Annotated in this window: 37 protein-coding genes; 36 read left to right on the top strand and 1 reads right to left on the bottom strand. The window is 56.7% G+C overall.

The features are described 5' to 3' along the window. From PEL8287_RS13480 to PEL8287_RS13365, 25 genes are all read left to right on the top strand, one after another. Positions 1-123 (top strand): EF-Tu C-terminal domain-related protein (locus PEL8287_RS13480; protein ID WP_463203579.1); only part of this gene is annotated, 123 nt, incomplete at its 5' end. Positions 124-205: 82 nt separating this feature from the next. Then, the gene (gene rpsJ / locus PEL8287_RS13475) at positions 206-514 is read left to right on the top strand and encodes a 30S ribosomal protein S10 (RefSeq protein ID WP_085892930.1); all 309 of its coding nucleotides are present in this window, start codon (positions 206-208) and stop codon (positions 512-514) included. Between the two features lie 14 nt (positions 515-528). Further along, a complete protein-coding gene (gene rplC / locus PEL8287_RS13470; protein WP_085892929.1) occupies positions 529-1,395 on the top strand; it encodes a 50S ribosomal protein L3 in 867 nt (288 codons plus the stop codon). Further along, complete coding sequence (gene rplD, locus PEL8287_RS13465) at positions 1,392-2,009, top strand: 50S ribosomal protein L4 (RefSeq protein WP_085892928.1); 618 nt, start codon at positions 1,392-1,394, stop codon at positions 2,007-2,009. The genes rplC and rplD overlap by 4 nt, the downstream gene beginning before the upstream one ends. Then, positions 2,006-2,302: a 50S ribosomal protein L23 gene (locus PEL8287_RS13460; RefSeq protein ID WP_085892927.1), complete on the top strand. Its 297-nt coding sequence runs from the start codon at positions 2,006-2,008 to the stop codon at positions 2,300-2,302. Before rplD ends, PEL8287_RS13460 begins: the two co-directional genes overlap by 4 nt. Before the next feature lie 165 nt (positions 2,303-2,467). Beyond that, positions 2,468-3,310, top strand: a complete 843-nt coding sequence (rplB, locus tag PEL8287_RS13455; RefSeq protein WP_085892926.1) for a 50S ribosomal protein L2 — start codon at positions 2,468-2,470, stop codon at positions 3,308-3,310. Between the two features lie 3 nt (positions 3,311-3,313). After that, the gene (rpsS, locus tag PEL8287_RS13450; RefSeq protein ID WP_085892925.1) at positions 3,314-3,592 is read left to right on the top strand and encodes a 30S ribosomal protein S19; all 279 of its coding nucleotides are present in this window, start codon (positions 3,314-3,316) and stop codon (positions 3,590-3,592) included. A 3-nt stretch (positions 3,593-3,595) separates the two neighbouring features. Continuing rightward, positions 3,596-3,976: a 50S ribosomal protein L22 gene (gene rplV / locus PEL8287_RS13445; protein ID WP_085892924.1), complete on the top strand. Its 381-nt coding sequence runs from the start codon at positions 3,596-3,598 to the stop codon at positions 3,974-3,976. Then, on the top strand, positions 3,976-4,683 hold the full coding sequence (gene rpsC, locus PEL8287_RS13440) for a 30S ribosomal protein S3 (protein ID WP_085892923.1): 708 nt from the start codon (positions 3,976-3,978) through the stop codon (positions 4,681-4,683). Before rplV ends, rpsC begins: the two co-directional genes overlap by 1 nt. A 13-nt stretch (positions 4,684-4,696) precedes the next feature. Continuing rightward, positions 4,697-5,110, top strand: coding sequence for a 50S ribosomal protein L16 (gene rplP / locus PEL8287_RS13435; RefSeq protein ID WP_085892922.1), 414 nt, complete (start codon positions 4,697-4,699; stop codon positions 5,108-5,110). A 125-nt stretch (positions 5,111-5,235) separates the two neighbouring features. Next, on the top strand, positions 5,236-5,856 hold the full coding sequence (locus PEL8287_RS13430; protein WP_085892921.1) for a 2OG-Fe(II) oxygenase family protein: 621 nt from the start codon (positions 5,236-5,238) through the stop codon (positions 5,854-5,856). A gap of 254 nt (positions 5,857-6,110) precedes the next feature. Next, positions 6,111-6,317 (top strand): cold-shock protein, encoded by a 207-nt coding sequence (locus tag PEL8287_RS13425; protein WP_085892920.1) that lies wholly within the window; start codon positions 6,111-6,113, stop codon positions 6,315-6,317. 448 nt (positions 6,318-6,765) lie between these two features. Further along, the gene (gene rpmC / locus PEL8287_RS13420) at positions 6,766-6,969 is read left to right on the top strand and encodes a 50S ribosomal protein L29 (RefSeq protein ID WP_085892919.1); all 204 of its coding nucleotides are present in this window, start codon (positions 6,766-6,768) and stop codon (positions 6,967-6,969) included. A gap of 11 nt (positions 6,970-6,980) precedes the next feature. Next, on the top strand, positions 6,981-7,211 hold the full coding sequence (gene rpsQ, locus PEL8287_RS13415; RefSeq protein ID WP_085892918.1) for a 30S ribosomal protein S17: 231 nt from the start codon (positions 6,981-6,983) through the stop codon (positions 7,209-7,211). A 79-nt stretch (positions 7,212-7,290) separates the two neighbouring features. After that, positions 7,291-7,659: a 50S ribosomal protein L14 gene (gene rplN, locus PEL8287_RS13410; protein ID WP_085892917.1), complete on the top strand. Its 369-nt coding sequence runs from the start codon at positions 7,291-7,293 to the stop codon at positions 7,657-7,659. A gap of 1 nt (position 7,660) precedes the next feature. Next, positions 7,661-7,972, top strand: a complete 312-nt coding sequence (gene rplX / locus PEL8287_RS13405) for a 50S ribosomal protein L24 (RefSeq protein WP_085892916.1) — start codon at positions 7,661-7,663, stop codon at positions 7,970-7,972. After that, positions 7,965-8,528 (top strand): 50S ribosomal protein L5, encoded by a 564-nt coding sequence (gene rplE, locus PEL8287_RS13400; protein WP_085892915.1) that lies wholly within the window; start codon positions 7,965-7,967, stop codon positions 8,526-8,528. Before rplX ends, rplE begins: the two co-directional genes overlap by 8 nt. A 19-nt stretch (positions 8,529-8,547) precedes the next feature. After that, positions 8,548-8,853 carry a 30S ribosomal protein S14 gene (gene rpsN / locus PEL8287_RS13395; RefSeq protein WP_085892914.1) on the top strand — a complete coding sequence of 102 codons (306 nt, stop codon included), beginning with the start codon at positions 8,548-8,550 and terminating at the stop codon, positions 8,851-8,853. A gap of 12 nt (positions 8,854-8,865) precedes the next feature. Next, entirely contained in the window at positions 8,866-9,258 is a 393-nt protein-coding gene (gene rpsH, locus PEL8287_RS13390; protein ID WP_085892913.1) for a 30S ribosomal protein S8, read from the top strand. Between the two features lie 12 nt (positions 9,259-9,270). Further along, positions 9,271-9,804: a 50S ribosomal protein L6 gene (rplF, locus tag PEL8287_RS13385; RefSeq protein ID WP_085892912.1), complete on the top strand. Its 534-nt coding sequence runs from the start codon at positions 9,271-9,273 to the stop codon at positions 9,802-9,804. An 11-nt stretch (positions 9,805-9,815) separates the two neighbouring features. Beyond that, positions 9,816-10,175, top strand: a complete 360-nt coding sequence (gene rplR / locus PEL8287_RS13380) for a 50S ribosomal protein L18 (protein ID WP_085892911.1) — start codon at positions 9,816-9,818, stop codon at positions 10,173-10,175. A 106-nt stretch (positions 10,176-10,281) separates the two neighbouring features. After that, the gene (gene rpsE / locus PEL8287_RS13375; protein ID WP_085892910.1) at positions 10,282-10,857 is read left to right on the top strand and encodes a 30S ribosomal protein S5; all 576 of its coding nucleotides are present in this window, start codon (positions 10,282-10,284) and stop codon (positions 10,855-10,857) included. Positions 10,858-10,870: 13 nt separating this feature from the next. Further along, entirely contained in the window at positions 10,871-11,059 is a 189-nt protein-coding gene (gene rpmD / locus PEL8287_RS13370) for a 50S ribosomal protein L30 (protein ID WP_085892909.1), read from the top strand. Positions 11,060-11,281: 222 nt separating this feature from the next. Next, the gene (locus tag PEL8287_RS20060) at positions 11,282-11,428 is read left to right on the top strand and encodes a hypothetical protein (RefSeq protein WP_176228644.1); all 147 of its coding nucleotides are present in this window, start codon (positions 11,282-11,284) and stop codon (positions 11,426-11,428) included. Between the two features lie 280 nt (positions 11,429-11,708). After that, entirely contained in the window at positions 11,709-12,146 is a 438-nt protein-coding gene (locus PEL8287_RS13365) for a GFA family protein (RefSeq protein ID WP_085892908.1), read from the top strand. A gap of 52 nt (positions 12,147-12,198) precedes the next feature. Here the strand turns inward: PEL8287_RS13365 and PEL8287_RS13360 are convergent, their stop codons facing one another. Continuing rightward, positions 12,199-12,930 carry a vWA domain-containing protein gene (locus PEL8287_RS13360; protein WP_235862302.1) on the bottom strand — a complete coding sequence of 244 codons (732 nt, stop codon included), beginning with the start codon at positions 12,928-12,930 and terminating at the stop codon, positions 12,199-12,201. A gap of 50 nt (positions 12,931-12,980) precedes the next feature. On the opposite strand from PEL8287_RS13360, the gene PEL8287_RS13355 reads away from it, so the two are divergent. The 11 genes from PEL8287_RS13355 to PEL8287_RS13305 all read left to right on the top strand — a co-directional run bounded on the left by PEL8287_RS13355 (position 12,981) and on the right by PEL8287_RS13305 (position 22,479). After that, positions 12,981-13,367 (top strand): ectoine synthase, encoded by a 387-nt coding sequence (locus PEL8287_RS13355; RefSeq protein WP_085892958.1) that lies wholly within the window; start codon positions 12,981-12,983, stop codon positions 13,365-13,367. Positions 13,368-13,508: 141 nt separating this feature from the next. Then, positions 13,509-13,982: a 50S ribosomal protein L15 gene (gene rplO / locus PEL8287_RS13350; RefSeq protein ID WP_085892907.1), complete on the top strand. Its 474-nt coding sequence runs from the start codon at positions 13,509-13,511 to the stop codon at positions 13,980-13,982. 109 nt (positions 13,983-14,091) lie between these two features. Beyond that, positions 14,092-15,456 carry a preprotein translocase subunit SecY gene (gene secY, locus PEL8287_RS13345; RefSeq protein WP_085892957.1) on the top strand — a complete coding sequence of 455 codons (1,365 nt, stop codon included), beginning with the start codon at positions 14,092-14,094 and terminating at the stop codon, positions 15,454-15,456. Next, complete coding sequence (locus tag PEL8287_RS13340) at positions 15,453-16,097, top strand: adenylate kinase (protein ID WP_085892906.1); 645 nt, start codon at positions 15,453-15,455, stop codon at positions 16,095-16,097. Before secY ends, PEL8287_RS13340 begins: the two co-directional genes overlap by 4 nt. Positions 16,098-16,365: 268 nt before the next feature. Then, on the top strand, positions 16,366-16,896 hold the full coding sequence (locus PEL8287_RS13335; protein WP_085892905.1) for a VPLPA-CTERM sorting domain-containing protein: 531 nt from the start codon (positions 16,366-16,368) through the stop codon (positions 16,894-16,896). Between the two features lie 260 nt (positions 16,897-17,156). After that, on the top strand, positions 17,157-17,525 hold the full coding sequence (rpsM, locus tag PEL8287_RS13330; protein ID WP_085892904.1) for a 30S ribosomal protein S13: 369 nt from the start codon (positions 17,157-17,159) through the stop codon (positions 17,523-17,525). A 14-nt stretch (positions 17,526-17,539) separates the two neighbouring features. Then, positions 17,540-17,929, top strand: a complete 390-nt coding sequence (gene rpsK, locus PEL8287_RS13325) for a 30S ribosomal protein S11 (RefSeq protein WP_085892903.1) — start codon at positions 17,540-17,542, stop codon at positions 17,927-17,929. Positions 17,930-18,042: 113 nt separating this feature from the next. Next, positions 18,043-19,059 (top strand): DNA-directed RNA polymerase subunit alpha, encoded by a 1,017-nt coding sequence (locus tag PEL8287_RS13320; RefSeq protein WP_085892956.1) that lies wholly within the window; start codon positions 18,043-18,045, stop codon positions 19,057-19,059. Between the two features lie 139 nt (positions 19,060-19,198). After that, the gene (gene rplQ, locus PEL8287_RS13315) at positions 19,199-19,621 is read left to right on the top strand and encodes a 50S ribosomal protein L17 (RefSeq protein WP_085892902.1); all 423 of its coding nucleotides are present in this window, start codon (positions 19,199-19,201) and stop codon (positions 19,619-19,621) included. Positions 19,622-19,767: 146 nt separating this feature from the next. Beyond that, a complete protein-coding gene (locus PEL8287_RS13310) occupies positions 19,768-21,165 on the top strand; it encodes a trypsin-like peptidase domain-containing protein (protein ID WP_085892901.1) in 1,398 nt (465 codons plus the stop codon). A 3-nt stretch (positions 21,166-21,168) separates the two neighbouring features. After that, positions 21,169-22,479, top strand: a complete 1,311-nt coding sequence (locus tag PEL8287_RS13305) for a replication-associated recombination protein A (RefSeq protein WP_085892900.1) — start codon at positions 21,169-21,171, stop codon at positions 22,477-22,479. The last annotated feature ends 230 nt before the right edge of the window (positions 22,480-22,709 follow it).

Below are 22,709 nucleotides of genomic sequence, written 5' to 3'. Positions count from 1 at the left end.
GACAACCTGAAGTTCACGGTTGAACTGATCGCGCCGATCGCCATGGAAGACGGCCTGCGCTTCGCCATCCGCGAAGGCGGCCGCACCGTCGGCGCCGGCGTCGTGTCGAAAATTATCGAGTAAACCATACCCTTAGGGTTCGACGAGGGAGGCCGGGTGGTCCGGCCTTCCTCCTATCAACTCCAACGCCGCGAGAGGCTAAGAAATGACAAGCCAAAATATCCGCATCCGGCTGAAGGCATTTGACTATCGTGTACTGGACGCCAGCACACAAGAGATCGTCAATACGGCCAAGCGCACCGGTGCCGACGTCCGTGGGCCCATCCCGCTACCCAACAAGATCGAAAAATTCACTGTTCTGCGCAGCCCGCACGTGAACAAGAAATCCCGTGACCAGTTCGAAATCCGCACGCACAAGCGCCTGTTGGATATCGTTGATCCCACACCCCAGACCGTGGACGCGCTGATGAAGCTCGACCTGGCTGCCGGTGTGGATGTCCAGATTTCGGTTTAAGGAGGGCTCCTGATATGTTGCGCTCTGGTGTAATCGCGAAAAAAGTCGGCATGACCCGGCTTTTCATGGAAGACGGCCGGCAGGTTCCTGTCACTGTTCTTCAACTGGACAAACTGCAGGTTGTTGCCCAACGTACTAACGAAAGCCACGGCTATTCGGCGGTTCAGCTGGGTGCCGGTACGGCCAAGGTCAAACGGACAAGCCAGGCCATGCGTGGCCACTTTGCCGCGGCCAAGGTCGAGCCCAAGCGCAAAATCGCGGAATTCCGCGTTGCGCCTGAGAACCTGATTAACGTAGGTGAAGAGATCACCGCCGACCATTACTTTGAAGGCCAGTATGTGGATGTCTCGGGCACCTCGATCGGTAAAGGTTTTGCCGGTGCCATGAAGCGGCACAACTTTGGTGGTCTTCGTGCCTCACACGGTGTGTCGATCAGCCACCGCTCGCATGGTTCAACCGGTCAGTGTCAGGATCCGGGCAAGGTTTTCAAAGGCAAGAAGATGGCCGGTCACATGGGTGCTGCCCGTGTTACCACGCAGAACCTTCAGGTTGTGCGCACCGATGCCGAACGTGGTCTCATCATGATCAAAGGTGCCGTTCCCGGTTCCAAAGGTGGTTGGGTGACGGTCAAGGATGCGGTCAAGAAACCGTTTCCCGAAAACGCGATCCTGCCCGCGGGTCTGAGATCAATGGCCGAAGAAGCCGCGAAAGCAGCCGAAGCTGCCGCCGCTGCCGCTGCTGCCGAAGAAGAAGCCGCTGCACAAGCCGCAGCTGAAGCAGAACAGGCCGCAATCGACGCAGCCGAGGCCGCCGAAGCCAAGACGGATGCAGTTGCCGAAGCGCAAGCTGCCGAAGCTGAGAAGAAGGAAGGCGAAGAATGAAACTCGACGTGATCAAACTGGACGGCGGCAAGGCCGGCTCGGTCGATCTGGGCGAAGACATCTTCGGCCTGGAACCGCGCGCGGACATCCTGCACCGCGTCGTCCGCTGGCAGCGTAACAACGCGCAGGCCGGTACCCACAAGGTGAAAACCCGCTCAGAGGTCAGCTATTCGACCAAGAAGATCTATCGCCAGAAAGGCACCGGCGGCGCACGCCACGGCGCACGTTCGGCACCGATCTTTCGCGGTGGTGGTGTGTACAAAGGCCCGGTTGTCCGCAGCCATGGCCATGAACTGACCAAGAAGTTCCGCAAGCTGGGGCTTAAGCACGCGCTGTCGGCTAAAATGGCTGCTGGTGAACTGGTCATCATCGACGCCGCATCGTCGAATGGCAAGACCGCAGTTCTGGCGAAACAGATCAAGGATCTGGGCTGGAAACGCGCGCTGATCATCGACGGGGCCGAGGTGAATACTGAATTCGCCAACGCCGCACGCAACATCGAAGGTCTGGATGTTCTGCCGTCGATGGGCGCAAACGTCTATGACATCCTCAAGCGTGACACACTTGTGCTCACCAAAGCGGGTGTCGAAGCACTGGAGGCTCGTCTGAAATGAGCGCGAAACCGCAACATTACGATGTGATCCGCAAGCCGATCATCACGGAAAAGGCTACCATGGCGTCTGAAAATGGCGCAGTTGTCTTTGAAGTGGCGATGGACAGCAACAAACCCCAGATCAAAGAGGCCGTCGAGGCGCTGTTTGGTGTCAAGGTCAAAGCTGTGAACACCACGATCACCAAAGGCAAAGCCAAACGGTTCCGGGGCCAACTGGGTCGCCGCGCAAACGTAAAAAAGGCCTATGTGACCCTCGAAGAGGGAAACACTATCGACGTGACCACAGGTCTCTGATAGTAAGCCGCGAATCTGTCGTGGCCCCGGCGTTGTCCGGGGCCATGGCTGTTTAAACCGGGGACCTTCGGGGCCCTAAATTTAGGTCACCCGTTTCGGGGGGCTACAATATAGGCGGGCCACTGTTTCAGCGGTCCCGTCACAAGCAAACGGAAGACAGAAAGCATGGCACTCAAGTCGTATAAGCCGACGACGCCGGGCCAGCGTGGGCTGGTGCTGATCGACCGTTCGGAGCTTTGGAAAGGGCGTCCGGTCAAATCTCTTACTGAGGGTTTGACCAAACATGGCGGCCGGAACAACACCGGACGGATCACGATGCGTCGCAAAGGCGGCGGGGCGAAACGCCTCTATCGGATCGTCGATTTCAAGCGTAACAAATTCGATGTGGCGGCAACCGTTGAACGGATCGAGTATGACCCGAACCGGACCGCCTTTATCGCGCTGGTGAAATATCAAGATGGTGAGCAGGCTTATATCCTGGCACCGCAGCGTCTGGCGGTTGGCGATTCTGTGATCGCATCCGCCAAGGCTGACATCAAGCCGGGTAATGCAATGCCATTCTCGGGCATGCCGATCGGTACGATCATCCACAACATCGAGCTGAAGCCCGGTAAAGGTGGTCAGATCGCACGTGCCGCCGGCACCTACGCCCAGTTCGTGGGCCGTGATGGTGGCTATGCTCAGGTTCGCCTGTCTTCGGGTGAGCTGCGTCTGGTGCGTCAGGAATGCATGGCCACCGTTGGTGCTGTCAGCAACCCCGACAACAGCAACCAGAACTACGGTAAAGCGGGCCGCATGCGCCACAAGGGCATCCGCCCGTCGGTGCGTGGTGTGGTTATGAACCCGATCGACCACCCCCATGGTGGTGGTGAGGGTCGTACCTCGGGTGGTCGTCACCCGGTTACACCCTGGGGCAAGCCCACAAAGGGTGCCCGCACCCGGAACAAGAACAAAGCGTCGCAAAAGCTTATTATCCGCTCGCGTCACGCCAAGAAGAAGGGACGTTAATCTATGTCTCGCTCTGTATGGAAAGGCCCCTTTGTCGATGCTTACGTGCTGAAAAAAGCCGAAGCATCGCGCGAGTCGGGTCGTAACGAAGTCATCAAAATCTGGTCGCGCCGCTCGACGATCCTGCCCCAGTTTGTGGGCCTGACGTTTGGCGTCTACAACGGCAAGAAACATATCCCCGTCAACGTCAGCGAAGACATGATCGGTCAAAAGTTTGGCGAATACAGCCCGACCCGCACCTATTATGGCCATGCCGCCGACAAAAAAGCGAAGCGGAAGTAAGTCATGGGCAAGGAAAAGAACCCCCGCCGCGTGGCCGATAACGAAGCAATGGCAAAACTGCGCATGCTTCGCACAAGCCCGCAAAAGCTTAACCTCGTTGCTGGACTGATCCGCGGCAAGAAAGTGGACAAGGCCCTGACCGCCCTGACATTTTCGAACAAGCGGATCGCTGAGGACGTAAAGAAATGTCTTCAGTCGGCCATCGCCAACGCCGAAAACAACCACAACCTGGATGTGGATGAACTCGTCGTCGCCGAGGCTTATGTCGGCAAGAACCTTGTCATGAAGCGCGGTCGCCCGCGTGCCCGCGGCCGGTTTGGCGCACTGCGCAAACCGTTCTCGGAGCTGACGATCAAGGTGCGTGAAATTGAGGAGCAAGCCTAATGGGTAACAAAGTCAATCCGATTGGCATGCGCCTGCAGGTGAACCGCACCTGGGACAGCCGCTGGTATGCCGACACCAAAGACTATGGAAATCTTCTGCTTGAAGACATCGCAATGCGCGAGTTCATCAACAAGGAATGCAAACAGGCCGGCATCAGCCGGGTGATCATCGAGCGCCCCCACAAAAAGTGCCGTGTGACCATTCACACCGCACGTCCGGGCGTCATCATCGGCAAAAAAGGCGCCGATATCGAGGGTCTGCGCAAGAAACTGGCGGCGATGACCGACAGCGAACTGCACCTGAACATCGTCGAAGTTCGCAAGCCCGAGCTTGATGCCGCCCTTGTTGGCGAAAGCATCGCGCAACAGCTTGAGCGTCGTGTGTCCTTCCGCCGTGCGATGAAACGTGCGGTTCAGAACGCAATGCGCATGGGTGCCCTGGGTATCCGGGTCAACGTCGCGGGCCGCCTTGGTGGCGCCGAGATCGCCCGGACCGAATGGTACCGCGAGGGCCGCGTGCCCCTGCATACCCTGCGTGCCGATATCGATTACGCCAACGTCGAGGCCACAACGGCTTACGGCATCATCGGTATCAAGGTCTGGATCTTCAAGGGTGAGATCATGGAGCACGATCCAGGTGCCCGTGATCGCAAAGCCCAGGAACTCCAGGATGGTCCCGCGCCCCGTGGTGCCGGCGGCCGTCGTTAAGGAGGAATGACAGATGCTACAACCAAAACGCACAAAATTCCGTAAGCAGTTCAAAGGCCGGATCAAGGGCGAAGCCAAAGGTGGCTCTGATCTGAACTTTGGCACCTACGGTCTGAAAGCCACCCAGCCCGAGCGTGTCACCGCACGCCAGATTGAGGCGGCGCGTCGTGCAATGACCCGTCACATGAAACGTCAGGGCCGGGTCTGGATCCGGATTTTCCCGGACACTGCTGTGACATCCAAACCTACCGAAGTCCGGATGGGTAAGGGTAAAGGCTCGGTCGATTACTGGGCGGCCCGGGTCAAACCAGGCCGGATCATGTTCGAGATCGACGGCGTGAATGAGGCCGTTGCGTTCGAGGCCCTGCGCCTTGCCGCGATGAAGCTGCCGATCAAGACCCGTGTCGTGGTGCGCGAAGACTGGTAAGCGCGTGGGTTTCACCCACCTTACATGAGATTGAAAGGCCCCTGCCAAGCGATTGGCGGGGGCTTTTTGTTGCGGCAGGGCCAAGGCCTCTCGCCACGCGGGCGCCTCTGGTTTAAGACGGGGCCATGACACAGATAACCTCACTCTTCGTGACCCGCCTCTATCGCGCTGCTCTCTCCGAGCATGGCAAACCCATTGACGTGGGAGAGCTTGAAACCTCATGCTATTCCATCGCCGAAGATGACGAGGCCGGGCAAGAATGGTGCGAGGAAAACGGCTATCCTGGTTATACCTCTTATGCTTCGCTGACTGATCTGGGCTGGCGTTTTCCGATATTTGCCGATCTGGTCAAGGCCCTGGACAAACATGTGGCCGCCTTTGCCAAAGATCTGGAGTTTGATCTGGATGGCAAGGAATTGAAGCTTGAAGATATCTGGATCAACATCCTGCCCGAGGGCGGTACCCACAGCAGCCACATCCACCCGCATTCGGTGATCAGCGGCACCACCTATGTGGCGATGCCCGAAGGGGCCAGCGCACTGAAATTGGAAGACCCCCGCTCGGCCCGGATGATGGCCGCCCCCGCCCGCAAGAAAGACGCGCGTGAAGAGATGCGCAGTTTCATCTATGTTGCCCCTGCGGTGGGGGATGTCCTGCTTTGGGAAAGCTGGCTGCGCCACGAGGTGCCGATGAATATGTCTGAAGAAGAACGGATCAGCGTCAGTTTCAACTACAATTGGGGCTGAATGGCCTGCCCAAATCGCGGGCATGGGGCGAATCGCGTGCTTGTTTGCCGGTATTTTGGGAATAATTACGCCGAATCCCAAGATTCAGCGATTTCTGCTTGCAAAATTGTGCAAGCACCCCCAAGTACGTCATGCTTACGTTATTCTTTTTCGACCCACTGTCTCCCTTAAACCGGCGTTCAGTCTTTCGATCCAGACCGACCACGCCGGGCTGCAGCACTACCGCGGGCAGCAAAAAACAAGGAGATTACGGTATGGCTAATGGCACCGTAAAATGGTTCAACTCAACCAAAGGCTTCGGCTTTATCGCACCTGATGGTGGCGGCAAAGACGTTTTCGTTCACATTTCTGCAGTCGAGCGCGCCGGTCTGACCGGTCTGGCCGACGACCAGAAAGTAACCTTCGACATCGAAGCAGGCCGTGATGGCCGCGAAAGCGCGTCGAACCTTCAGCTCGCCTAAGTCGAACTGATCTGACTAATTCGGGCGGCATCGGGAACACCCCGGCGCCGCCCGTTTTTGTTTTTAGGTGATGGGAAAGCTGGCTGCGCCAACGAAGTCCTTATGAAAATCATCTGGGACGAACGGATTAATGCGCGTTCGAATTAAGGGCGACTGAAGCATTTAGAACCCGGCATTGGTGACCATCCCGGCTTGTTGGGCCAGCAAACCTGGCGTGTGTGAGCCACACATGTCGTAATGGTCTGAAGATTTCCAGGCGCGGGCATCACCCACACAGTGGAAAACAGAAAACTTATCCCTTGCCCTATCCCCCTACCTCCCTTATAGACCCCCAATCCGCGACGCCCGGGCAACCGGGATTCGTGTGTTTGCAATTCATCCACCAGGTTTCAGGTGACCCTGTAACAACCGACAGGGGCCAACTGGTGTTTTGAGAAAGGAAAAGGCGATGAACGCCAAGGAACTACGTGATAAAACACCGGACCAGCTCCGCGAGGATCTGGCCGCACTGAAAAAAGAGCAGTTCAACCTGCGCTTTCAGGCCGCAACCGGTCAGCTGGAAAACCCCGCGCAGATGAAAACGGCCCGCCGTAGCGCTGCGCGCGTCAAGACCATCCTGAACGAAAAAGCCGCTGCAGCGGCCGCTGAATAAGGAGCCATAAGATGCCCAAACGTATCCTGACTGGCACCGTGACCAGCAACGCGAACGAGCAAACCGTAACCGTGTCCGTTGAGCGCCGCTTCAAGCACCCGGTTCTGCAGAAAACCATCCGTAAGTCCAAGAAATACCGGGCTCACGACGAAAAGAACGCCTTCAAGGTCGGCGACCAGGTTCGTATCATCGAATGTGCGCCGCGCTCGAAAACCAAACGCTGGGAGGTTCTGGAGGCCTAAGCCTGCAGATACTTTACAGTATCATCGAAACCCTGGGGACAAGGCAGTGCATCGCCCCCCATAGGTCGGGAGAAACCAAATGATCCAGATGCAGACCAACCTGGATGTTGCTGACAACAGCGGCGCGCGCCGTGTTCAGTGCATCAAGGTACTGGGTGGTTCCAAGCGTAAGTACGCATCCGTGGGTGACATCATTGTCGTCTCGGTCAAGGAAGCCATCCCGCGCGGCCGCGTGAAAAAAGGCGACGTTCGCAAGGCCGTCGTTGTACGCACCGCCAAGGAAGTTCGTCGTGAAGACGGTACCGCCATCCGCTTTGACCGTAACGCTGCCGTGATCCTGAACAACGCAGGTGAGCCGGTAGGGACCCGTATCTTTGGGCCGGTTGTGCGCGAATTGCGCGGCAAGAACTTCATGAAAATCATCTCGCTCGCCCCGGAGGTGCTGTAAGATGGCTGCCAAACTGAAAAAAGGCGACAAGGTCGTCGTGCTTGCTGGCAAGGACAAGGGTAAAGAGGGAACTATTTCCTCGGTTGACCCCAAAGCCGGCAAAGCTGTTGTAGACGGTGTGAACATGGCAATCCGCCACACCCGTCAAAGCCAGACCAGCCAAGGTGGCCGCATCCCAAAAGCGATGCCGATCGACCTGAGCAACCTGGCAATGCTGGACAAAAATGGCAAACCTACCCGCGTTGGCTTCAAGATCGAAGGTGACAAGAAAGTGCGTTTTGCCAAGACCACGGGGGACGTGATCAATGCTTGATACTGCAAATTATACCCCGCGTCTGAAGACTCTGTTCAAGGACAGCATCAAAGCTGCCATGAAAGAAGAGTTCGGCTACAAGAACGACATGCAGATCCCGCGTCTGGATAAAATCGTTCTGAACATCGGCTGTGGCGCCGAGGCGGTCCGCGATTCCAAAAAGGCCAAATCGGCCCAGGAAGACCTGTCCACCATCGCTGGCCAGCACGCTGTCATCACGACTGCCAAGAACTCCATCGCTGGTTTCCGCGTTCGCGAAGACATGCCGATGGGGGCCAAGGTTACCCTGCGTGGCGACCGGATGTATGAATTCCTTGACCGTCTGACGACTGTTGCAATGCCTCGTATCCGCGACTTTCGCGGCGTATCTGGCAAAAGCTTTGATGGTCGTGGCAACTATGCCTTTGGCATCAAGGAACACATCATCTTCCCCGAAATCAACTTTGATAAAGTTGATGAAATGTGGGGTATGGACATCATAATCGCAACCACGGCGCAAACCGACGCTGAAGCCAAGGCGCTGTTGAAGCATTTCAACATGCCCTTCAACAGCTAAAGCAGCGGGAGAAAGAATTATGGCTAAAAAAGCAATGATCGAACGCGAAACCAAGCGCCAGAAACTGGTGGCAAAATACGCCACCAAGCGCGCCGCGTTGAAAGAGATCATCAATGATGAGAGCAAGCCGATGGAAGAGCGCTTTCGCGCTTCTCTGAAGCTGGCAAAACTGCCGCGTAACAGCTCGGCCACCCGGCTTCACAACCGTTGCCAGTTGACCGGTCGTCCGCACGGCTATTATCGCAAACTCAAAGTGTCACGGATCATGCTGCGCGAGCTCGGCTCAAGCGGTCAGGCTCCTGGCCTTGTGAAATCCAGCTGGTAAGGGAGATTTGATATGAATGATCCTATCGGCGATATGCTCACCCGTATCCGTAACGCCGGCATGCGTGGCAAATCCACCGTCTTGACCCCAGCGTCGAAAATGCGTGTCCGGGTTCTCGACGTGCTTGCGGACGAAGGGTACATCCGCGGCTACGAGGCAACCACCGGCGCAGATGGCCACCCGGCCATCGAGGTCAGCCTCAAGTATTTCGAAGGCACCCCTGCTATTCGCGAAATGAAACGGGTCTCAAAACCCGGTCGTCGCGTCTATCTGGGCGTCAATGACATCCCGCAGGTCCGTCAGGGTCTGGGTGTGTCGATTGTCTCCACCTCAAAAGGTGTGATGTCGGATGCAAGTGCACGCAGCCACAATGTTGGCGGCGAAGTGCTCTGCACCGTATTCTAAGGGGGCTGAAACATGTCACGTATCGGCAAACAACCTGTTGCTCTGCCCAGTGGTGTCACCGCGACGCTGTCGGGTCAGACGATTGAGGTCAAAGGCCCTAAAGCGACCAAAAGCTTCACGGCGACTGATGATGTCACCCTCACCATCGAGGATGGCCAGATTTCGGTGACGCCGCGCGGCAAATCGAAACGCGCACGTCAGCAGTGGGGCATGACCCGCACTGTGGTGGCCAACCTGGTCCATGGCTGCAACGAAATGTTCAAGAAAGAACTTGAGATTCGCGGCGTTGGTTACCGGGCTCAGATGCAGGGCAATGTCCTGAAGCTGAACCTTGGCCTGTCCCACGACGTTGATTTCGAAGTTCCGGAAGGTGTGACTGTAACCGCGCCCAAGCCCACCGAACTGGTGGTTGAAGGCACGGATAAGCAGCTCGTTGGTCAGGTTGCGGCAAATATCCGCGACTGGCGTCGTCCCGAGCCCTACAAGGGCAAAGGCATTCGCTACAAAGACGAGTATATCTTCCAGAAGGAAGGCAAGAAGAAGTAAGGACGCGACAGATGGCAAACAGCAAAAGAAAACTGTTCCAAAAACGCCGCATGCGCGTTCGGAACAAACTTCGCAAGGTCAACGCAGGGCGTCCGCGCCTTTCCGTTCACCGCTCGAACAAGAATATCAGCGTTCAGCTGATCGACGACGTCAATGGTGTGACGCTCGCCGCGGCCTCGACCCTCGAAAAGGGGCTGGGTGTGGTTGGCAAAAACAACGTCGAAGCAGCCACGAAAGTGGGTGCAGCGATTGCCGAACGTGCCAAAAAGGCCGGCGTAAGCGAAGCTTACTTCGACCGTGGCGGTTTCCTGTTTCACGGCAAGGTCAAGGCAGTTGCCGACGCCGCGCGTGAAGGTGGCCTGAAAATCTAAATAGCGCAGGCGGTCCATTCAGGACCGCCTCGATGATCCGGGGGTTTTGGCCCACTGGGATTGAATAAAACAGGTACCTATGGTGCCGCAAGGAAAGGACGCCAATATGGCAAGAGATGACAACCGTCGCGGTGGTCGCGATCGCGACGAAACGCCGGAATTCGCCGATCGTCTGGTTGCAATCAACCGCGTATCGAAAACCGTTAAAGGTGGTAAACGCTTTGGCTTTGCCGCTCTGGTCGTTGTTGGCGACCAAAAAGGCCGCGTAGGCTTTGGCAAAGGTAAAGCGAAAGAGGTCCCCGAGGCTATTCGCAAAGCCACTGAGCAAGCCAAGCGTCAGATGATCCGCGTACCGCTGCGCGAAGGCCGCACGCTGCACCACGACATGGAAGGCCGTCATGGCGCCGGTAAGGTCGTGATGCGTACTGCCCCGCAAGGTACCGGTATCATTGCCGGTGGTCCGATGCGCGCCGTGTTCGAGATGCTGGGCGTTCAGGACGTTGTTGCAAAATCCAACGGCAGCCAGAACCCCTACAACATGATCCGCGCCACAATTAACGGCCTGCAAAAAGAAAGCAGCCCGCGTATGGTGGCACAGCGTCGTGGTAAGAAGGTGGCCGACATCCTGAAACGCGATGAGGCCCCCGCAGCGGCACCTGCCGAAGAAACCGCGGAAGCGTAAGGAGATCTGAACCATGGCAAAAACCATCGTCATCAAGCAGATCGGTTCGCCGATCCGCCGCCCGGAAAAACAGCGTCAGACGCTGATTGGCCTGGGTCTCAACAAAATGCACCGCGTGCGCGAACTGGAAGATACCCCAGCCGTGCGCGGCATGATCAACAAGATTCCGCATATGGTTGAGATCATCGAAGAAAAAGGCTGAACGCAGGCGTAGGTCTCACCCGCCCTACGAGAGTTTGCAGGCGCCCCGGTCAGAAATGGCCGGGGCGCTTTGCTTTGCTGGACACGAGTTGCAGGGGGCGAAACCAGCTTTTACGACCATGCGTCAACCGCAATACGGATATTCCAAATCAGACCTAGTGGGGTGAGTCTCGCAGGCTTACTTGCGCCTCTGAGGAATAAATCAAACCCCGGAGTAATTCCAATGGCCATGGCCGCCCGCTACAACACTCTTTTCGCCCCGCTTGCCGGGCTATTTGCATCGCTGATACGCCGCGCTCAGACGGCATGGGCTGCGGGCCCGGTGCCGCACTGGACAGATTACCTGCGCGACACCTCGCCGAAAGGTTGACGGCCAGTCGCTCACGCCGCCTTGGGCCCAGAAATAGCAAACGCTCCGGTCAGCTGACTGGGGCGTTTTTTAATCTCAGTCGCAGGTAAATCCAGGCTCACGCGCTGAAATTCGGGCAGATTTGCCTGACGCCTGCACATATTCTTTAGTATCGGGTGGCAATATTTGATTCACGACCGCCCTGTTTGGCATGGTAAGATTTCCCTGCGACGGGTGTATAACACCGTACCCCGCCAGCCTGTGCATTAAGGTGATGAACCAGCAATAACAGGGGGGACCCATGTCTCATAAGTATTCCGGTGGCTGCAGCCACATCCATACCCATTCCGACAGCGACCCGATTGACAATCACACCTGCCACTGTTCCGTCTGCAAAGGCGTGACCGGCCAGGACACCACCCATGTGGTGTTTTTCAATCACGACGATGTTGTGGTTGACCATGAAGACAAGCTGAAACGCCAGCCGTTCAATGCCAACAACCCCGACGGCCCGCTAGAGCTGTGCACCTGTGGCGAGTGTGGCGCACCAGTCATGCTGGACGACAAACAAAGCCGCATCCGGGTGATCGTGCCCAACCTGATGGGCTATGGCGATCAGATTGAACCGGCGCCCTATCACGCCTTCTATGATCCCGCCAGCGGTGTGCCCAAGCCCTCGGATGGCCGACCGGTCTACGAAGGGTTGCGTCCTGATTTCGTCTGGCCCGAAGGGTCCTGAAAATGCGAACGGATTGGCGCGGGGGAAGATCCTCCGCGCCCCAGCCCCGGGCTTATGCCCCGCCCGCGCTTGGGGTGGTTTGTTGTGCCCGCCCGATTAACGCGCACCCAAGCGTCCGGGTTAGTGCCTCGGCCAGCTCGTCCACCGTCTCGGTCGAAACGAACATGCCGCCGGTGCGGTCCGCCAGACATTTGGCGACGGTTTTTCCATCGGCATAGGTCTTTGCCTCGGGGCTGTCCCAGGTAAAGAAATCCGCGACCACCTTGAAACCGATGACATGCACCGTCAGACCCGGCGCTATGGCGGCGAATTCGGTGCCAAGGGCGCAGGGCGTGCCGCCGCAGGTTTCATTCCCGTCGGTCACCAGCACAACAATACCTCTTTGGCGCAACACGCCCGCCGCCCGCCGGACCGCATTGGTCAACGGTGTCAGCCCATTGGGCTGCAAGCCATCAATGGCAGTGATGATCCGGTCGGCGGCGTCCGGGGCAGGGGCAAAGCGCAGGTCGATGTTGCTGCAGGCATCCAGTGGCCCGGGCCCATAGGTAATCAGTCCAACCCTGCGATAGGGGGCAATCTGCGGCATGGCCCGGCGCACTGCATGGCGCGCGTCGACGATCCGGGTGGTATCCTGAATATCAAACCCAAGTTCGGCCATCGACGCAGACGCGTCAAAAACCAGCATCGCATCCGCCGCACAACCAGATAGCCCACGCGCAGGTGGCGGGCTTACCGCTGCAACTGACAGTGCGGCCGCCCCAATCAGACAGATTGGCATTCTCATACCAACAGCTTGGCACTAGTCTCGTTTCAAAATCAATGAAAGGCACTGCAATGTTCGTCAAAAAACTGTCTGACACTCTGATCACACCTGCCCATGTTACGGGTGATGCCTTTGAAAGCCGCCGCATTCTGCTGGCGGCGGACGGGTTGGGGTATTCCTTTCACGATACAGTCGTGAAAAAGGGCAGCACCCAACGGTTGGAATACAAAAACCACATCGAGGCGAATTACTGCATCGAAGGTGAGGGTGAAGTGGAAGAGGTATCCACCGGGCAGGTCTGGCCGCTGCGCCCCGGCACCATGTATGTGCTGGATCAACACGACGCCCATATCATTCGCGCAACCCAAAGTGACTTGAGGTTCATCTGCATCTTTACGCCTGCCCTCAGCGGCGAAGAGACGCATGACGCCAGCGGAAGCTATGCCCCGCCGGGATGAGGACAGGATAAGGCTTGAACGCGGCGCACATCCCGTCTATACGCCCCCGGTGGTCCGTTGTGGACCCGACTCAACAATCAAGAAACGCCGCGTTTGGCCGCTCCCGTCGCTGGGGGCCACTTCCGGCAAAGGAGAAGCGACATGAAACTGCATGAACTGCACGACAATCCCGGTGCAACAAAGAAACGCAAACGCATTGGCCGTGGTCCGGGTTCGGGCACAGGTAAAACTGGTGGCCGGGGCATTAAAGGTCAGAAATCACGCTCGGGCGTGGCGATCAAGGGCTACGAAGGCGGCCAGATGCCGCTTTATCAACGTCTGCCCAAGCGTGGCTTTACCAAGCCGAACCGCAAGCAATACGCCGTTGTGAACCTTGGTCTGATCCAGAAATTCATCGACGACAAGAAACTCGACATCAAATCCGCCATCACCGAAGATGCGCTGGTTGCGTCGGGTCTTGTGCGTCGCAAACTTGACGGTGTTCGTGTTCTGGCCAAAGGCGATATTTCGGCCAAAGTGAAGCTGGAAGTGACCGGCGCGTCGAAATCTGCCGTTGAAGCGGTGGAAAAAGCTGGCGGTTCGCTGACAGTCACAACTGCGCAGGCTGCTGAATAAGAGGTTGTGAGCGGCGCCCGCGCCGCTTACATAGTCTCACACGTTTTCCCATGACGCCGCCTGAGCTGGAAAACCGCTCATGGCGGCGTTGTCATTAAGAGAGAGCCGAATGGTATCTGCAGCAGAACAAATGGCGGCCAATACAAGCTGGTCCGCACTTGGCAAAGCCTCTGATCTTCGCAACCGCATCCTGTTTACGCTGGGTCTGCTGATCGTCTACCGGTTGGGCACCTACATTCCGGTGCCGGGTATCGACGGCGCAGAATTGCGCGCATTCATGGAGCAGGCGACACAGGGCCTTGGTGGTATCCTGTCGATGTTCACCGGTGGTGCGCTTGGCCGGATGGGTATCTTTGCCCTTGGGATCATGCCGTATATCTCGGCCTCGATCATCATTCAGTTGCTGACCGCGATGGTTCCGACGCTGGAGCAGCTCAAGAAAGAGGGTGAACAGGGCCGCAAGAAGATCAACCAGTACACCCGCTATGGCACCGTGGGTCTGGCAACGCTGCAATCATACGGACTGGCCGTCAGCCTGCAATCCGGCGATCTGGTCACCAATCCCGGCGTCTTTTTCATCGTTTCCTGCATGGTTACGCTGGTGGGCGGTACCATGTTCCTGATGTGGCTGGGTGAACAGATCACCGCACGCGGCATCGGCAACGGTATCTCACTTATCATTTTCGTCGGCATCATTGCCGAAGTGCCCGCAGCCCTTGCACAGTTCTTCAGCCAGGGCCGTTCGGGCGCTGTCAGCCCCGCTGTGATCGTCGGTGTGATGGTCATGGTGGTGGCCGTCATTGCCTTTGTGGTGTTCATGGAGCGCGCCCTGCGCAAGATCCATATTCAGTACCCGCGCCGTCAGGTCGGGATGAAGGTGTATGACGGCGGATCAAGCCACCTGCCGGTCAAAGTAAACCCGGCTGGCGTTATCCCGGCGATCTTTGCCAGTTCGTTGTTGCTGTTGCCCACCACAATCAGCACATTCTCGGGCGCTCAAACCGGCCCGATTATGTCGCTCATCCTGGCTTATTTCGGCCCCGGCCAGCCGCTTTACCTACTTTTCTTCACGGGAATGATCGTATTTTTCGCTTATTTCTACACCTACAACGTTTCGTTCAAGACAGATGAAGTGGCAGAGAATCTGAAGAACCAGAATGGTTTTGTTCCCGGTGTGCGTCCGGGTAAAAAGACTGCCGAGTATCTGGATTATGTCGTAACCCGCGTTCTGGTGCTGGGGTCGGCCTATCTTGCGGCCGTTTGCCTGCTGCCCGAGATTCTGCGCAGCCAGTTGCAAATCCCGTTCTATTTTGGCGGCACATCGGTTCTTATCGTGGTCTCGGTGACCATGGACACGATCCAGCAGGTTCAATCGCATCTTCTGGCACATCAATACGAAGGCTTGATCGAGAAATCACAGCTGAGCGGCAAAGGTAAAAAGCGCGCTCGCAGGAAAGGGGCTGCACGCCGATGAACATCATTCTTCTTGGACCGCCGGGCGCAGGCAAAGGTACACAGGCTCACCTTTTGGTGGAAGGCCGCAACATGATCCAGCTTTCAACCGGCGATATGCTGCGCGAAGCCAAGGACAGCGGCACCGAAATGGGTAAGGTTGTGGCGGATGTCATGGCGCGCGGTGATCTGGTGACGGATGATATCGTGATCGGGCTGATCCGCGAGAAGCTGCAGGGCGACAAGGCAGGCGGCTTTATCTTTGACGGTTTCCCGCGCACGCTGGCACAAGCTGATGCACTGGGCGGTTTGCTGGAAGAGAACGGCGAGACACTGGATGCCGTGGTCGAGATGCGCGTTGATGATGACGCGCTGGTACAACGCATCACCGCACGTTCCACCTGTGGCGGCTGTGGCAATGTCTACAACGACATCACCAAGCCCTGGCCTGCGGATGGCAAGTGCGAAAACTGTGGCTCGAACGATGTCAAGCGCCGGGCGGATGACAACGAGGAAAGCCTTAAGAATCGCCTGATGGAATACTACAAGAAAACCTCGCCGCTGATTGGCTATTACTATGCCAAGGGCATGCTCAGGTCGGTCAACGGACTGGGCGAAATTGCTGAAGTGCAAGCAGAGATCAACTCGGTTTTGAACACCTGAAGCTCACTTCGCACCTTGTCGTTTTGTCATCTATTAGTTCAAATGCTTTGATTAGCTTTAAGCCGCCGCAAAATATTCTGCGGCGGTTTCTGCTTTTAGATTAGGGGCTATGTCCCCTATTTCGAAACAATGCCTCGAGAATGGCTATATTGTACAAGCCAGATAGGGAAATTCACTCAATATTCTTCGGATTTTCGGTTTTGTTTGACATCTAAAGGCATTTCTTAAATATCTTTTTGATGTTCATCAATTATTCCTTGGGGGAATCATGCTAAACACTATCAAAGCTTTTTTAGTTTCGGCCTTTATGGCAACAACGTTAATTGCTGCCACTCAGGCAAGCGCAACAAGTGTGAACTGGACCACAGAAGGTGGTCTGTCTGATTTTGATACGGATACTATCACTTTTACCGGGTTCAACACCAATCAGCTTACCAGTGTGGTCGGCAGCGCATTCTTTCACAGCCATAGCACCAGTTCGGTTGTGAATTTCAATCTTGAAGTTCTGCTTGACGGTGTATGGACATCAATTTTCACAGACTCGACGAACTCTGTTTCTCCGGTCAGCGGCGATAATGTGTTGTCCAGCCTGATCTCGAACGTCAGTTTTGCAACGGGTATCGTATCCGGTATCCGCGCGACCGGTTCCCCTAATCAATCTCAGGCGAATCACAATTGGGGTAACACGGTGTTTAATTTCAACGATGTGTCCCGAGTTCCGCTTCCCGCAAGCCTTCCTCTCTTAGCTGCTTCAATTTTCGGCTTTGGGTTTATGCGTCGACGTGCGCAAAAAGGCTGAGACGCGTTAAAAAAACGCAGTTATCTGCAACAACGCCGCCGTCAAAATTCAAATGGCTTGTTATCAGGCCATTTGGCTTGACGGCGGCGTAATATGCTCATAACACGCCCTATCTGTATAGAGAATCAGATCGCAAAACAGGTCGCTCCTGTGGCGCGAGATCACCAAATCAGCTGCGGCCCGAAGCGAAAACGCGTCGGGCTTGCGTTGTGAAAAAAGGGTCTGGCATTACGGACCCGCAACGAAAAGGAAAGTGACACGTGGCACGTATTGCCGGCGTAAACATCCCGACCCATAAACGGGTCCCGATCGCCCTGACTTATATCACCGGAATTGGCCATTCGACCGCCAAAACCATCTGTGAAGCCGTGAACATCGACGTTTCCCGTCGTGTAAACGAACTCAGCGATGCCGAAGTTCTGGCCATCCGCGAACATATCGACGCGAACATCGACGTCGAAGGTGACCTGCGCCGCGAAGTTCAGATGAACATCAAGCGCCTGATGGATCTTGGCTGCTACCGTGGCCTGCGTCACCGTCGCAACCTTCCGGTTCGCGGTCAGCGGACCCATACCAACGCACGCACACGCAAAGGCCCCGCAAAGGCCATTGCCGGTAAGAAGAAATAAGGGAGGGCTGATCAATGGCACGCGATACCAAACGCACCAAAAAGAAGGTCTCCAAGAACATCGCCACCGGCGTTGCTCATGTGAACTCGTCTTTCAACAACACCAAGATCCTGATCTCGGACGTGCAGGGCAATGCGATCGCATGGTCGTCGGCCGGCACAATGGGCTTCAAGGGGTCGCGTAAATCCACCCCCTATGCCGCTCAGATGGCCGCAGAAGATGCGGGCAAAAAGGCACAGGAACATGGCATGCGCACCCTTGAGGTCGAAGTTCAGGGGCCCGGTTCGGGCCGTGAATCGGCACTTCGCGCTCTGGCCGCCGTTGGTTTTAACATCACTTCGATCCGTGATGTGACCCCGATGGCCCACAATGGCTGCCGCCCGCCGAAACGCCGCCGGGTCTGATACTGTTTTCCGGGTGGGGCTGCGCTTGTTAGCGTGGGCCCCATTCCGTCATTTTAATACCTCGGGCGTCTTGCACCTTTGGACATGAGGACAAGACAGGAATGGAGGGACACATGATCCATAAGAACTGGGCTGAACTGATCAAGCCGACACAGCTGGAAGTGAAACCGGGGAATGACCCGATCCGCCAGGCAACCGTTGTCGCCGAACCGCTGGAGCGCGGTTTTGGTCTGACACTTGGCAACGCGCTGCGCCGGGTGCTGCTGTCGTCGCTTCAGGGCGCGGCCATCACATCGGTGCAGATCGACAACGTTCTGCACGAGTTTTCATCTGTTGCCGGTGTACGTGAAGACGTCACCGACATCGTTCTGAACCTCAAGGGTGTTTCCCTGCGTATGGAAGTCGAAGGGCCGAAACGCCTGTCGATAAATGCCAAAGGCCCCGGTGTTGTCACCGCTGGTGATATTTCGGACAGTGCCGGTATCGAGATCCTGAACAAGGACCACGTGATCTGTCACCTGGACGAAGGCGCTGACCTGTTCATGGAACTGACAGTGAACCAGGGCAAAGGCTATGTCGCAGCCGACAAGAACAAGCCCGAAGATGCGCCGATTGGCCTGATTCCGATCGACGCGATCTATTCGCCGATCAGCAAGGTCAGCTATGACGTTCAGCCCACCCGCGAGGGCCAGGTGCTGGATTATGATAAGCTGACCATGAAGATTGAAACCGATGGCTCGATCACACCCGATGACGCCGTGGCCTATGCTGCGCGCATCATCCAGGATCAATTGTCGATCTTCGTCAACTTCGACGAACCCGAAGCCGCTGGTCGTCAGGACGAAGACGATGGTCTTGAGTTCAACCCGCTTCTGCTCAAGAAAGTGGACGAGCTCGAACTGTCTGTCCGTTCGGCCAACTGCCTCAAGAACGACAACATCGTTTACATCGGCGATCTGATCCAGAAAACCGAAGCCGAGATGCTGCGCACGCCAAACTTTGGCCGCAAGTCCCTCAACGAGATCAAAGAAGTTCTCAGCGGCATGGGTCTGCACCTTGGCATGGACGTCGAAGACTGGCCACCAGACAACATCGAGGATCTGGCCAAGAAATTCGAGGATGCTTTCTAAGCAATTTGGGAAACGTACGGAATCCGCGTACAAATCGTACGTTTCGTACGTTTCCCACACCGGGCAATCCCGCCCCAAGGAGAGCGGCTGACACGCATCAGACCGCCGGACAAAGCAAAACAAGTCTAGGAGAATTAAAATGCGTCACGCACGAGGCTACCGCCGCCTGAACCGTACCCACGAGCACCGCAAGGCGCTTTGGGCAAACATGGCCGGCTCGCTGATTGAACATGAGCAAATCAAAACGACCCTGCCCAAAGCCAAAGAGCTGCGCCGGATCATTGAGAAGCTTGTAACCCTTGGAAAACGCGGCGATTTGCACGCCCGCCGTCAGGCGGCCTCGCAGCTGAAACAGGACCAGTATGTTGAAAAACTGTTTGCTGTCCTGGGTCCGCGCTACAAAGAGCGTCAGGGCGGCTATGTCCGCGTTCTGAAGGCTGGTTTCCGTTACGGTGACATGGCGCCGATGGCGATTATCGAATTTGTTGACCGTGATGTGGATGCCAAAGGCGCCGCAGACAAGGCCCGCGTTGCTGCCATGGCCGAGGCGGGTGACGAATAATCATTCAGTAACAACTGGTTACTGTCAGGCCCTCGCCCCACCGGCGGGGGCCTTTGCCTTTTCTGGCTTGGCAATTTTTACCGGAATAAAGCAGGGTTTGCTTGCATCTGCGGGCTGGTATTCGCATATCCTGTGGCAGTGCAATCATGGAAAAGGGGGCTGTTTTGATCCGGGCGTTTTGCATCCTTTTGGTATCATTGATAAATCCCGCATGGGCCGAAACCAGCGTGCCGCAGAACCAGATTGAGATTCAGTTGGGTTTTGCCCCCGTCGTTGCCCACGCCGCCCCGGCGGTTGTCAATATCTACGCCAAGCGCATCGTCAACGTCCGCTCTTCCCCATTTCAGAATGATCCCTTTTTTCAAGGGCTTTTCCGTGATTTCGGCTCACCGCGACCGCGGGTTCAGAACTCTCTGGGGTCGGGTGTGATCCTGGGCGAGGATGGGATCGTGGTGTCGAATTACCATGTGGTGGGTGAGGCGACGGATATCCGCGTCGTCCTGAATGACCGCCGCGAATTTTCGGCCAAGGTGTTGTTATCAGACGAGGAAAGTGACTTGGCAATTCTACGGATGGAGAATGCCAACGGCATGGCCGCACTGGAGTTGCGCGACAGCGATACGGTACAGGTGGGCGAATTGGTGTTGGCTATCGGCAACCCCTTCGGCGTTGGCCAGACGGTCAGTAGCGGCATCGTGTCAGGTTTGGCGCGCTCAGGCGCTGCCACGGGCAACGGGCGGGGCTATTTCATCCAGACCGACGCGCCGATCAACCCAGGGAATTCCGGTGGGGCCCTTGTGGATGTGAAGGGGCAACTTATTGGAATCAATACCTCAATTCTATCGCGCTCGGGCGGATCAAATGGTATTGGCTTTGCTATCCCCTCGGCACTGGTGGCACAATTTGTGGCGCAGGCTCGTGCCGGGAGCGACCGGTTTCAGCGCCCCTGGGCAGGGATAGCAGGCCAGCAGGTCACGGCGGATATGGCCGAAGGGCTGGGGCTGGACCGTCCCGGTGGCATCGTGATTTCGCTATTGCACCCTGAAAGCCCCTTTAGAAAAACGGGGTTTCGGGCTGGAGATGTGATCACTGCAGTGGATGGTCAGCCGGTGAATACCGCCGCCGAGATGGTTTTTCGTATGTCTGTGGCAGGGCTAGGCGCGCAAGCGATTGTCACGCGGGCGCGTGATGCTCAGGTCAAAGACATTTCCGTCAATCTGATCGCCGCACCTGACCTTCCGCCACGCGATGCTCAGGAAACTGGAGCCGCCTCGGCCATCCCCGGAATGACGCTGATAAACATCAACCCCGCCGTGATTGCCGACTATGGCCTGCCCCTGAGTGCCAAGGGCGTTGCCATAAGCGACCCCGGCCAGATTGGCGCAAGAGCAGGGTTGCACCCCGGTGATATCCTGCAAAGTATAAACAATTACGATGCAACAGATGTTCCCACAGCCCTGACCCTGCTAAATACAGCGACCCGGCGACTGACGCTTGGGGTGCAGCGCGAGGGCAGGAGCATGGTCATGCGGTTCAGGTTATAACGGGTGGCTGATCTTTTCACCTCTGACACGGGCAAAAACGTGGCTGAAACCGCCCCACGCCCCTTGGCCGATCGGCTGAGGCCCCGCAAACTGTCCGAAGTAATTGGTCAGCAACAGGTTTTGGGCCCGCAGGCTCCGCTTGGTGTGATGCTGGAATCCGGCAGTTTAAGTTCACTGGTGTTCTGGGGCCCGCCGGGGGTGGGCAAGACGACCATCGCGCGGTTGCTTGCGGATGAAACCGATTTGCATTTCATTCAGGTCAGCGCGATTTTTACGGGCGTGCCCGAATTGCGCAAGGTGTTCGAAGAAGCCCGCCATCGCCGCAGCAACGGGCAGGGTACGCTTTTGTTCGTGGATGAGATCCACCGTTTCAACAAGGCCCAGCAGGATGGGTTTTTGCCGCATATGGAGGATGGTACCATCCTCTTGGTGGGGGCCACGACCGAGAACCCCAGTTTTGAGCTGAACGCCGCTTTGCTCAGCCGGGCACAGGTGCTGGTACTGGAGCGGCTTAGCCTTGCTGATCTTGAACATCTGGCACAGCGGGCCGAACAGGAACTGGATCGTTCGCTGCCGCTCGATGGCCCCGCACGCGAGGCGCTGTTGGAGATGGCCGATGGCGATGGCCGCGCCTTACTGAATCTGATCGAGCAGGTGGCGGCCTGGAAAACCGATGGCAAACTGAACACCGCCTCACTTGCCGGGCGGCTGATGAAACGGGCGGCAAAATACGACAAGGGCGGCGATGAGCACTATAATCTTATCTCGGCGCTGCATAAATCGGTGCGTGGCTCAGACCCGGATGCCGCGCTGTACTGGTTTGCACGAATGCTTACCGGCGGAGAGGATCCAAGGTATCTGGCAAGGCGGATCATACGCATGGCTGTTGAGGATATCGGATTGGCCGACCCGCAGGCGCAAACCGTTTGCCTGCACGCTTGGGAGACCTACGAGAGATTGGGCAGCCCCGAAGGTGAACTGGCGCTTGCCCAGGCGGTGACTTATCTGGCGTTAGCGCCGAAGTCGAATGCGGGTTATGCCGGGTTCAAGGCGGCCATGGCCATGGCCAAACGCACCGGTTCGGAGCCGCCCCCCAAGCATATTCTGAATGCCCCGACCAAGCTGATGAAGGATCAAGGTTACGGCGATGGGTACGCCTATGATCATGATGCCGAAGATGGGTTCTCGGGGCAGAACTATTTTCCGGACGGCATTAAACGCCCGGTGATTTACCAACCGGTCGAGCGCGGTTTTGAGCGTGAGCTGAAACGCCGACTGGATTATTTTTCGAAATTGCGTGCCAAGAAGAACTGAGACGATACCGCGCTCGGTGCGTGCCAGCGTCGATAAGGACTATCAGGCAGTAAGGTTCAAAATTTCAGGACGATGTCGTTTTCTGACCATTTGACTAAGGAGGCGTGTAAGCGCACGAAACCTACACTTATGCATAAACTCCTGAAATAAACTGTATCTAGCGGACATAACGAAAAAAAAACTGAATCAGCCAACTAGAGACTGGTAGTCATCTAATTTTCGTGTTTTGG

This window comes from Roseovarius litorisediminis (genome assembly GCF_900172295.1).
GTDB classification, from domain to species: domain Bacteria; phylum Pseudomonadota; class Alphaproteobacteria; order Rhodobacterales; family Rhodobacteraceae; genus Roseovarius; species Roseovarius litorisediminis.
The sequence above is the reverse complement of the archived record's forward strand: the minus strand, read 5'-3'. Positions and strand labels throughout refer to the sequence as shown.

Coding starts and splice junctions, on each gene's coding strand:
- rplX (WP_085892916.1), top strand. CDS start 7,661: ATGGCTGCCAAACTGAAAAAAGGCGACAAGGTCGTCGTGCTTGCTGGC.
- rpsC (WP_085892923.1), top strand. CDS start 3,976: ATGGGTAACAAAGTCAATCCGATTGGCATGCGCCTGCAGGTGAACCGC.
- PEL8287_RS13310 (WP_085892901.1), top strand. CDS start 19,768: ATGGAAAAGGGGGCTGTTTTGATCCGGGCGTTTTGCATCCTTTTGGTA.
- PEL8287_RS13460 (WP_085892927.1), top strand. CDS start 2,006: ATGAGCGCGAAACCGCAACATTACGATGTGATCCGCAAGCCGATCATC.
- rplC (WP_085892929.1), top strand. CDS start 529: ATGTTGCGCTCTGGTGTAATCGCGAAAAAAGTCGGCATGACCCGGCTT.
- rplE (WP_085892915.1), top strand. CDS start 7,965: ATGCTTGATACTGCAAATTATACCCCGCGTCTGAAGACTCTGTTCAAG.
- rplQ (WP_085892902.1), top strand. CDS start 19,199: ATGCGTCACGCACGAGGCTACCGCCGCCTGAACCGTACCCACGAGCAC.
- rpsH (WP_085892913.1), top strand. CDS start 8,866: ATGAATGATCCTATCGGCGATATGCTCACCCGTATCCGTAACGCCGGC.
- rpsQ (WP_085892918.1), top strand. CDS start 6,981: ATGCCCAAACGTATCCTGACTGGCACCGTGACCAGCAACGCGAACGAG.
- PEL8287_RS13355 (WP_085892958.1), top strand. CDS start 12,981: ATGTTCGTCAAAAAACTGTCTGACACTCTGATCACACCTGCCCATGTT.
- rplR (WP_085892911.1), top strand. CDS start 9,816: ATGGCAAACAGCAAAAGAAAACTGTTCCAAAAACGCCGCATGCGCGTT.
- PEL8287_RS13430 (WP_085892921.1), top strand. CDS start 5,236: ATGACACAGATAACCTCACTCTTCGTGACCCGCCTCTATCGCGCTGCT.
- PEL8287_RS13335 (WP_085892905.1), top strand. CDS start 16,366: ATGCTAAACACTATCAAAGCTTTTTTAGTTTCGGCCTTTATGGCAACA.
- PEL8287_RS13365 (WP_085892908.1), top strand. CDS start 11,709: ATGTCTCATAAGTATTCCGGTGGCTGCAGCCACATCCATACCCATTCC.
- rplB (WP_085892926.1), top strand. CDS start 2,468: ATGGCACTCAAGTCGTATAAGCCGACGACGCCGGGCCAGCGTGGGCTG.
- rplN (WP_085892917.1), top strand. CDS start 7,291: ATGATCCAGATGCAGACCAACCTGGATGTTGCTGACAACAGCGGCGCG.
- PEL8287_RS13360 (WP_235862302.1), bottom strand. CDS start 12,930: ATGAGAATGCCAATCTGTCTGATTGGGGCGGCCGCACTGTCAGTTGCA.
- rplO (WP_085892907.1), top strand. CDS start 13,509: ATGAAACTGCATGAACTGCACGACAATCCCGGTGCAACAAAGAAACGC.
- rpsK (WP_085892903.1), top strand. CDS start 17,540: ATGGCACGCGATACCAAACGCACCAAAAAGAAGGTCTCCAAGAACATC.
- rplV (WP_085892924.1), top strand. CDS start 3,596: ATGGGCAAGGAAAAGAACCCCCGCCGCGTGGCCGATAACGAAGCAATG.
- rpsE (WP_085892910.1), top strand. CDS start 10,282: ATGGCAAGAGATGACAACCGTCGCGGTGGTCGCGATCGCGACGAAACG.
- rplD (WP_085892928.1), top strand. CDS start 1,392: ATGAAACTCGACGTGATCAAACTGGACGGCGGCAAGGCCGGCTCGGTC.
- rpmD (WP_085892909.1), top strand. CDS start 10,871: ATGGCAAAAACCATCGTCATCAAGCAGATCGGTTCGCCGATCCGCCGC.
- PEL8287_RS20060 (WP_176228644.1), top strand. CDS start 11,282: ATGGCCATGGCCGCCCGCTACAACACTCTTTTCGCCCCGCTTGCCGGG.
- rplP (WP_085892922.1), top strand. CDS start 4,697: ATGCTACAACCAAAACGCACAAAATTCCGTAAGCAGTTCAAAGGCCGG.
- rpsJ (WP_085892930.1), top strand. CDS start 206: ATGACAAGCCAAAATATCCGCATCCGGCTGAAGGCATTTGACTATCGT.
- PEL8287_RS13425 (WP_085892920.1), top strand. CDS start 6,111: ATGGCTAATGGCACCGTAAAATGGTTCAACTCAACCAAAGGCTTCGGC.
- rplF (WP_085892912.1), top strand. CDS start 9,271: ATGTCACGTATCGGCAAACAACCTGTTGCTCTGCCCAGTGGTGTCACC.
- rpmC (WP_085892919.1), top strand. CDS start 6,766: ATGAACGCCAAGGAACTACGTGATAAAACACCGGACCAGCTCCGCGAG.
- rpsN (WP_085892914.1), top strand. CDS start 8,548: ATGGCTAAAAAAGCAATGATCGAACGCGAAACCAAGCGCCAGAAACTG.
- PEL8287_RS13340 (WP_085892906.1), top strand. CDS start 15,453: ATGAACATCATTCTTCTTGGACCGCCGGGCGCAGGCAAAGGTACACAG.
- rpsS (WP_085892925.1), top strand. CDS start 3,314: ATGTCTCGCTCTGTATGGAAAGGCCCCTTTGTCGATGCTTACGTGCTG.
- secY (WP_085892957.1), top strand. CDS start 14,092: ATGGTATCTGCAGCAGAACAAATGGCGGCCAATACAAGCTGGTCCGCA.
- PEL8287_RS13320 (WP_085892956.1), top strand. CDS start 18,043: ATGATCCATAAGAACTGGGCTGAACTGATCAAGCCGACACAGCTGGAA.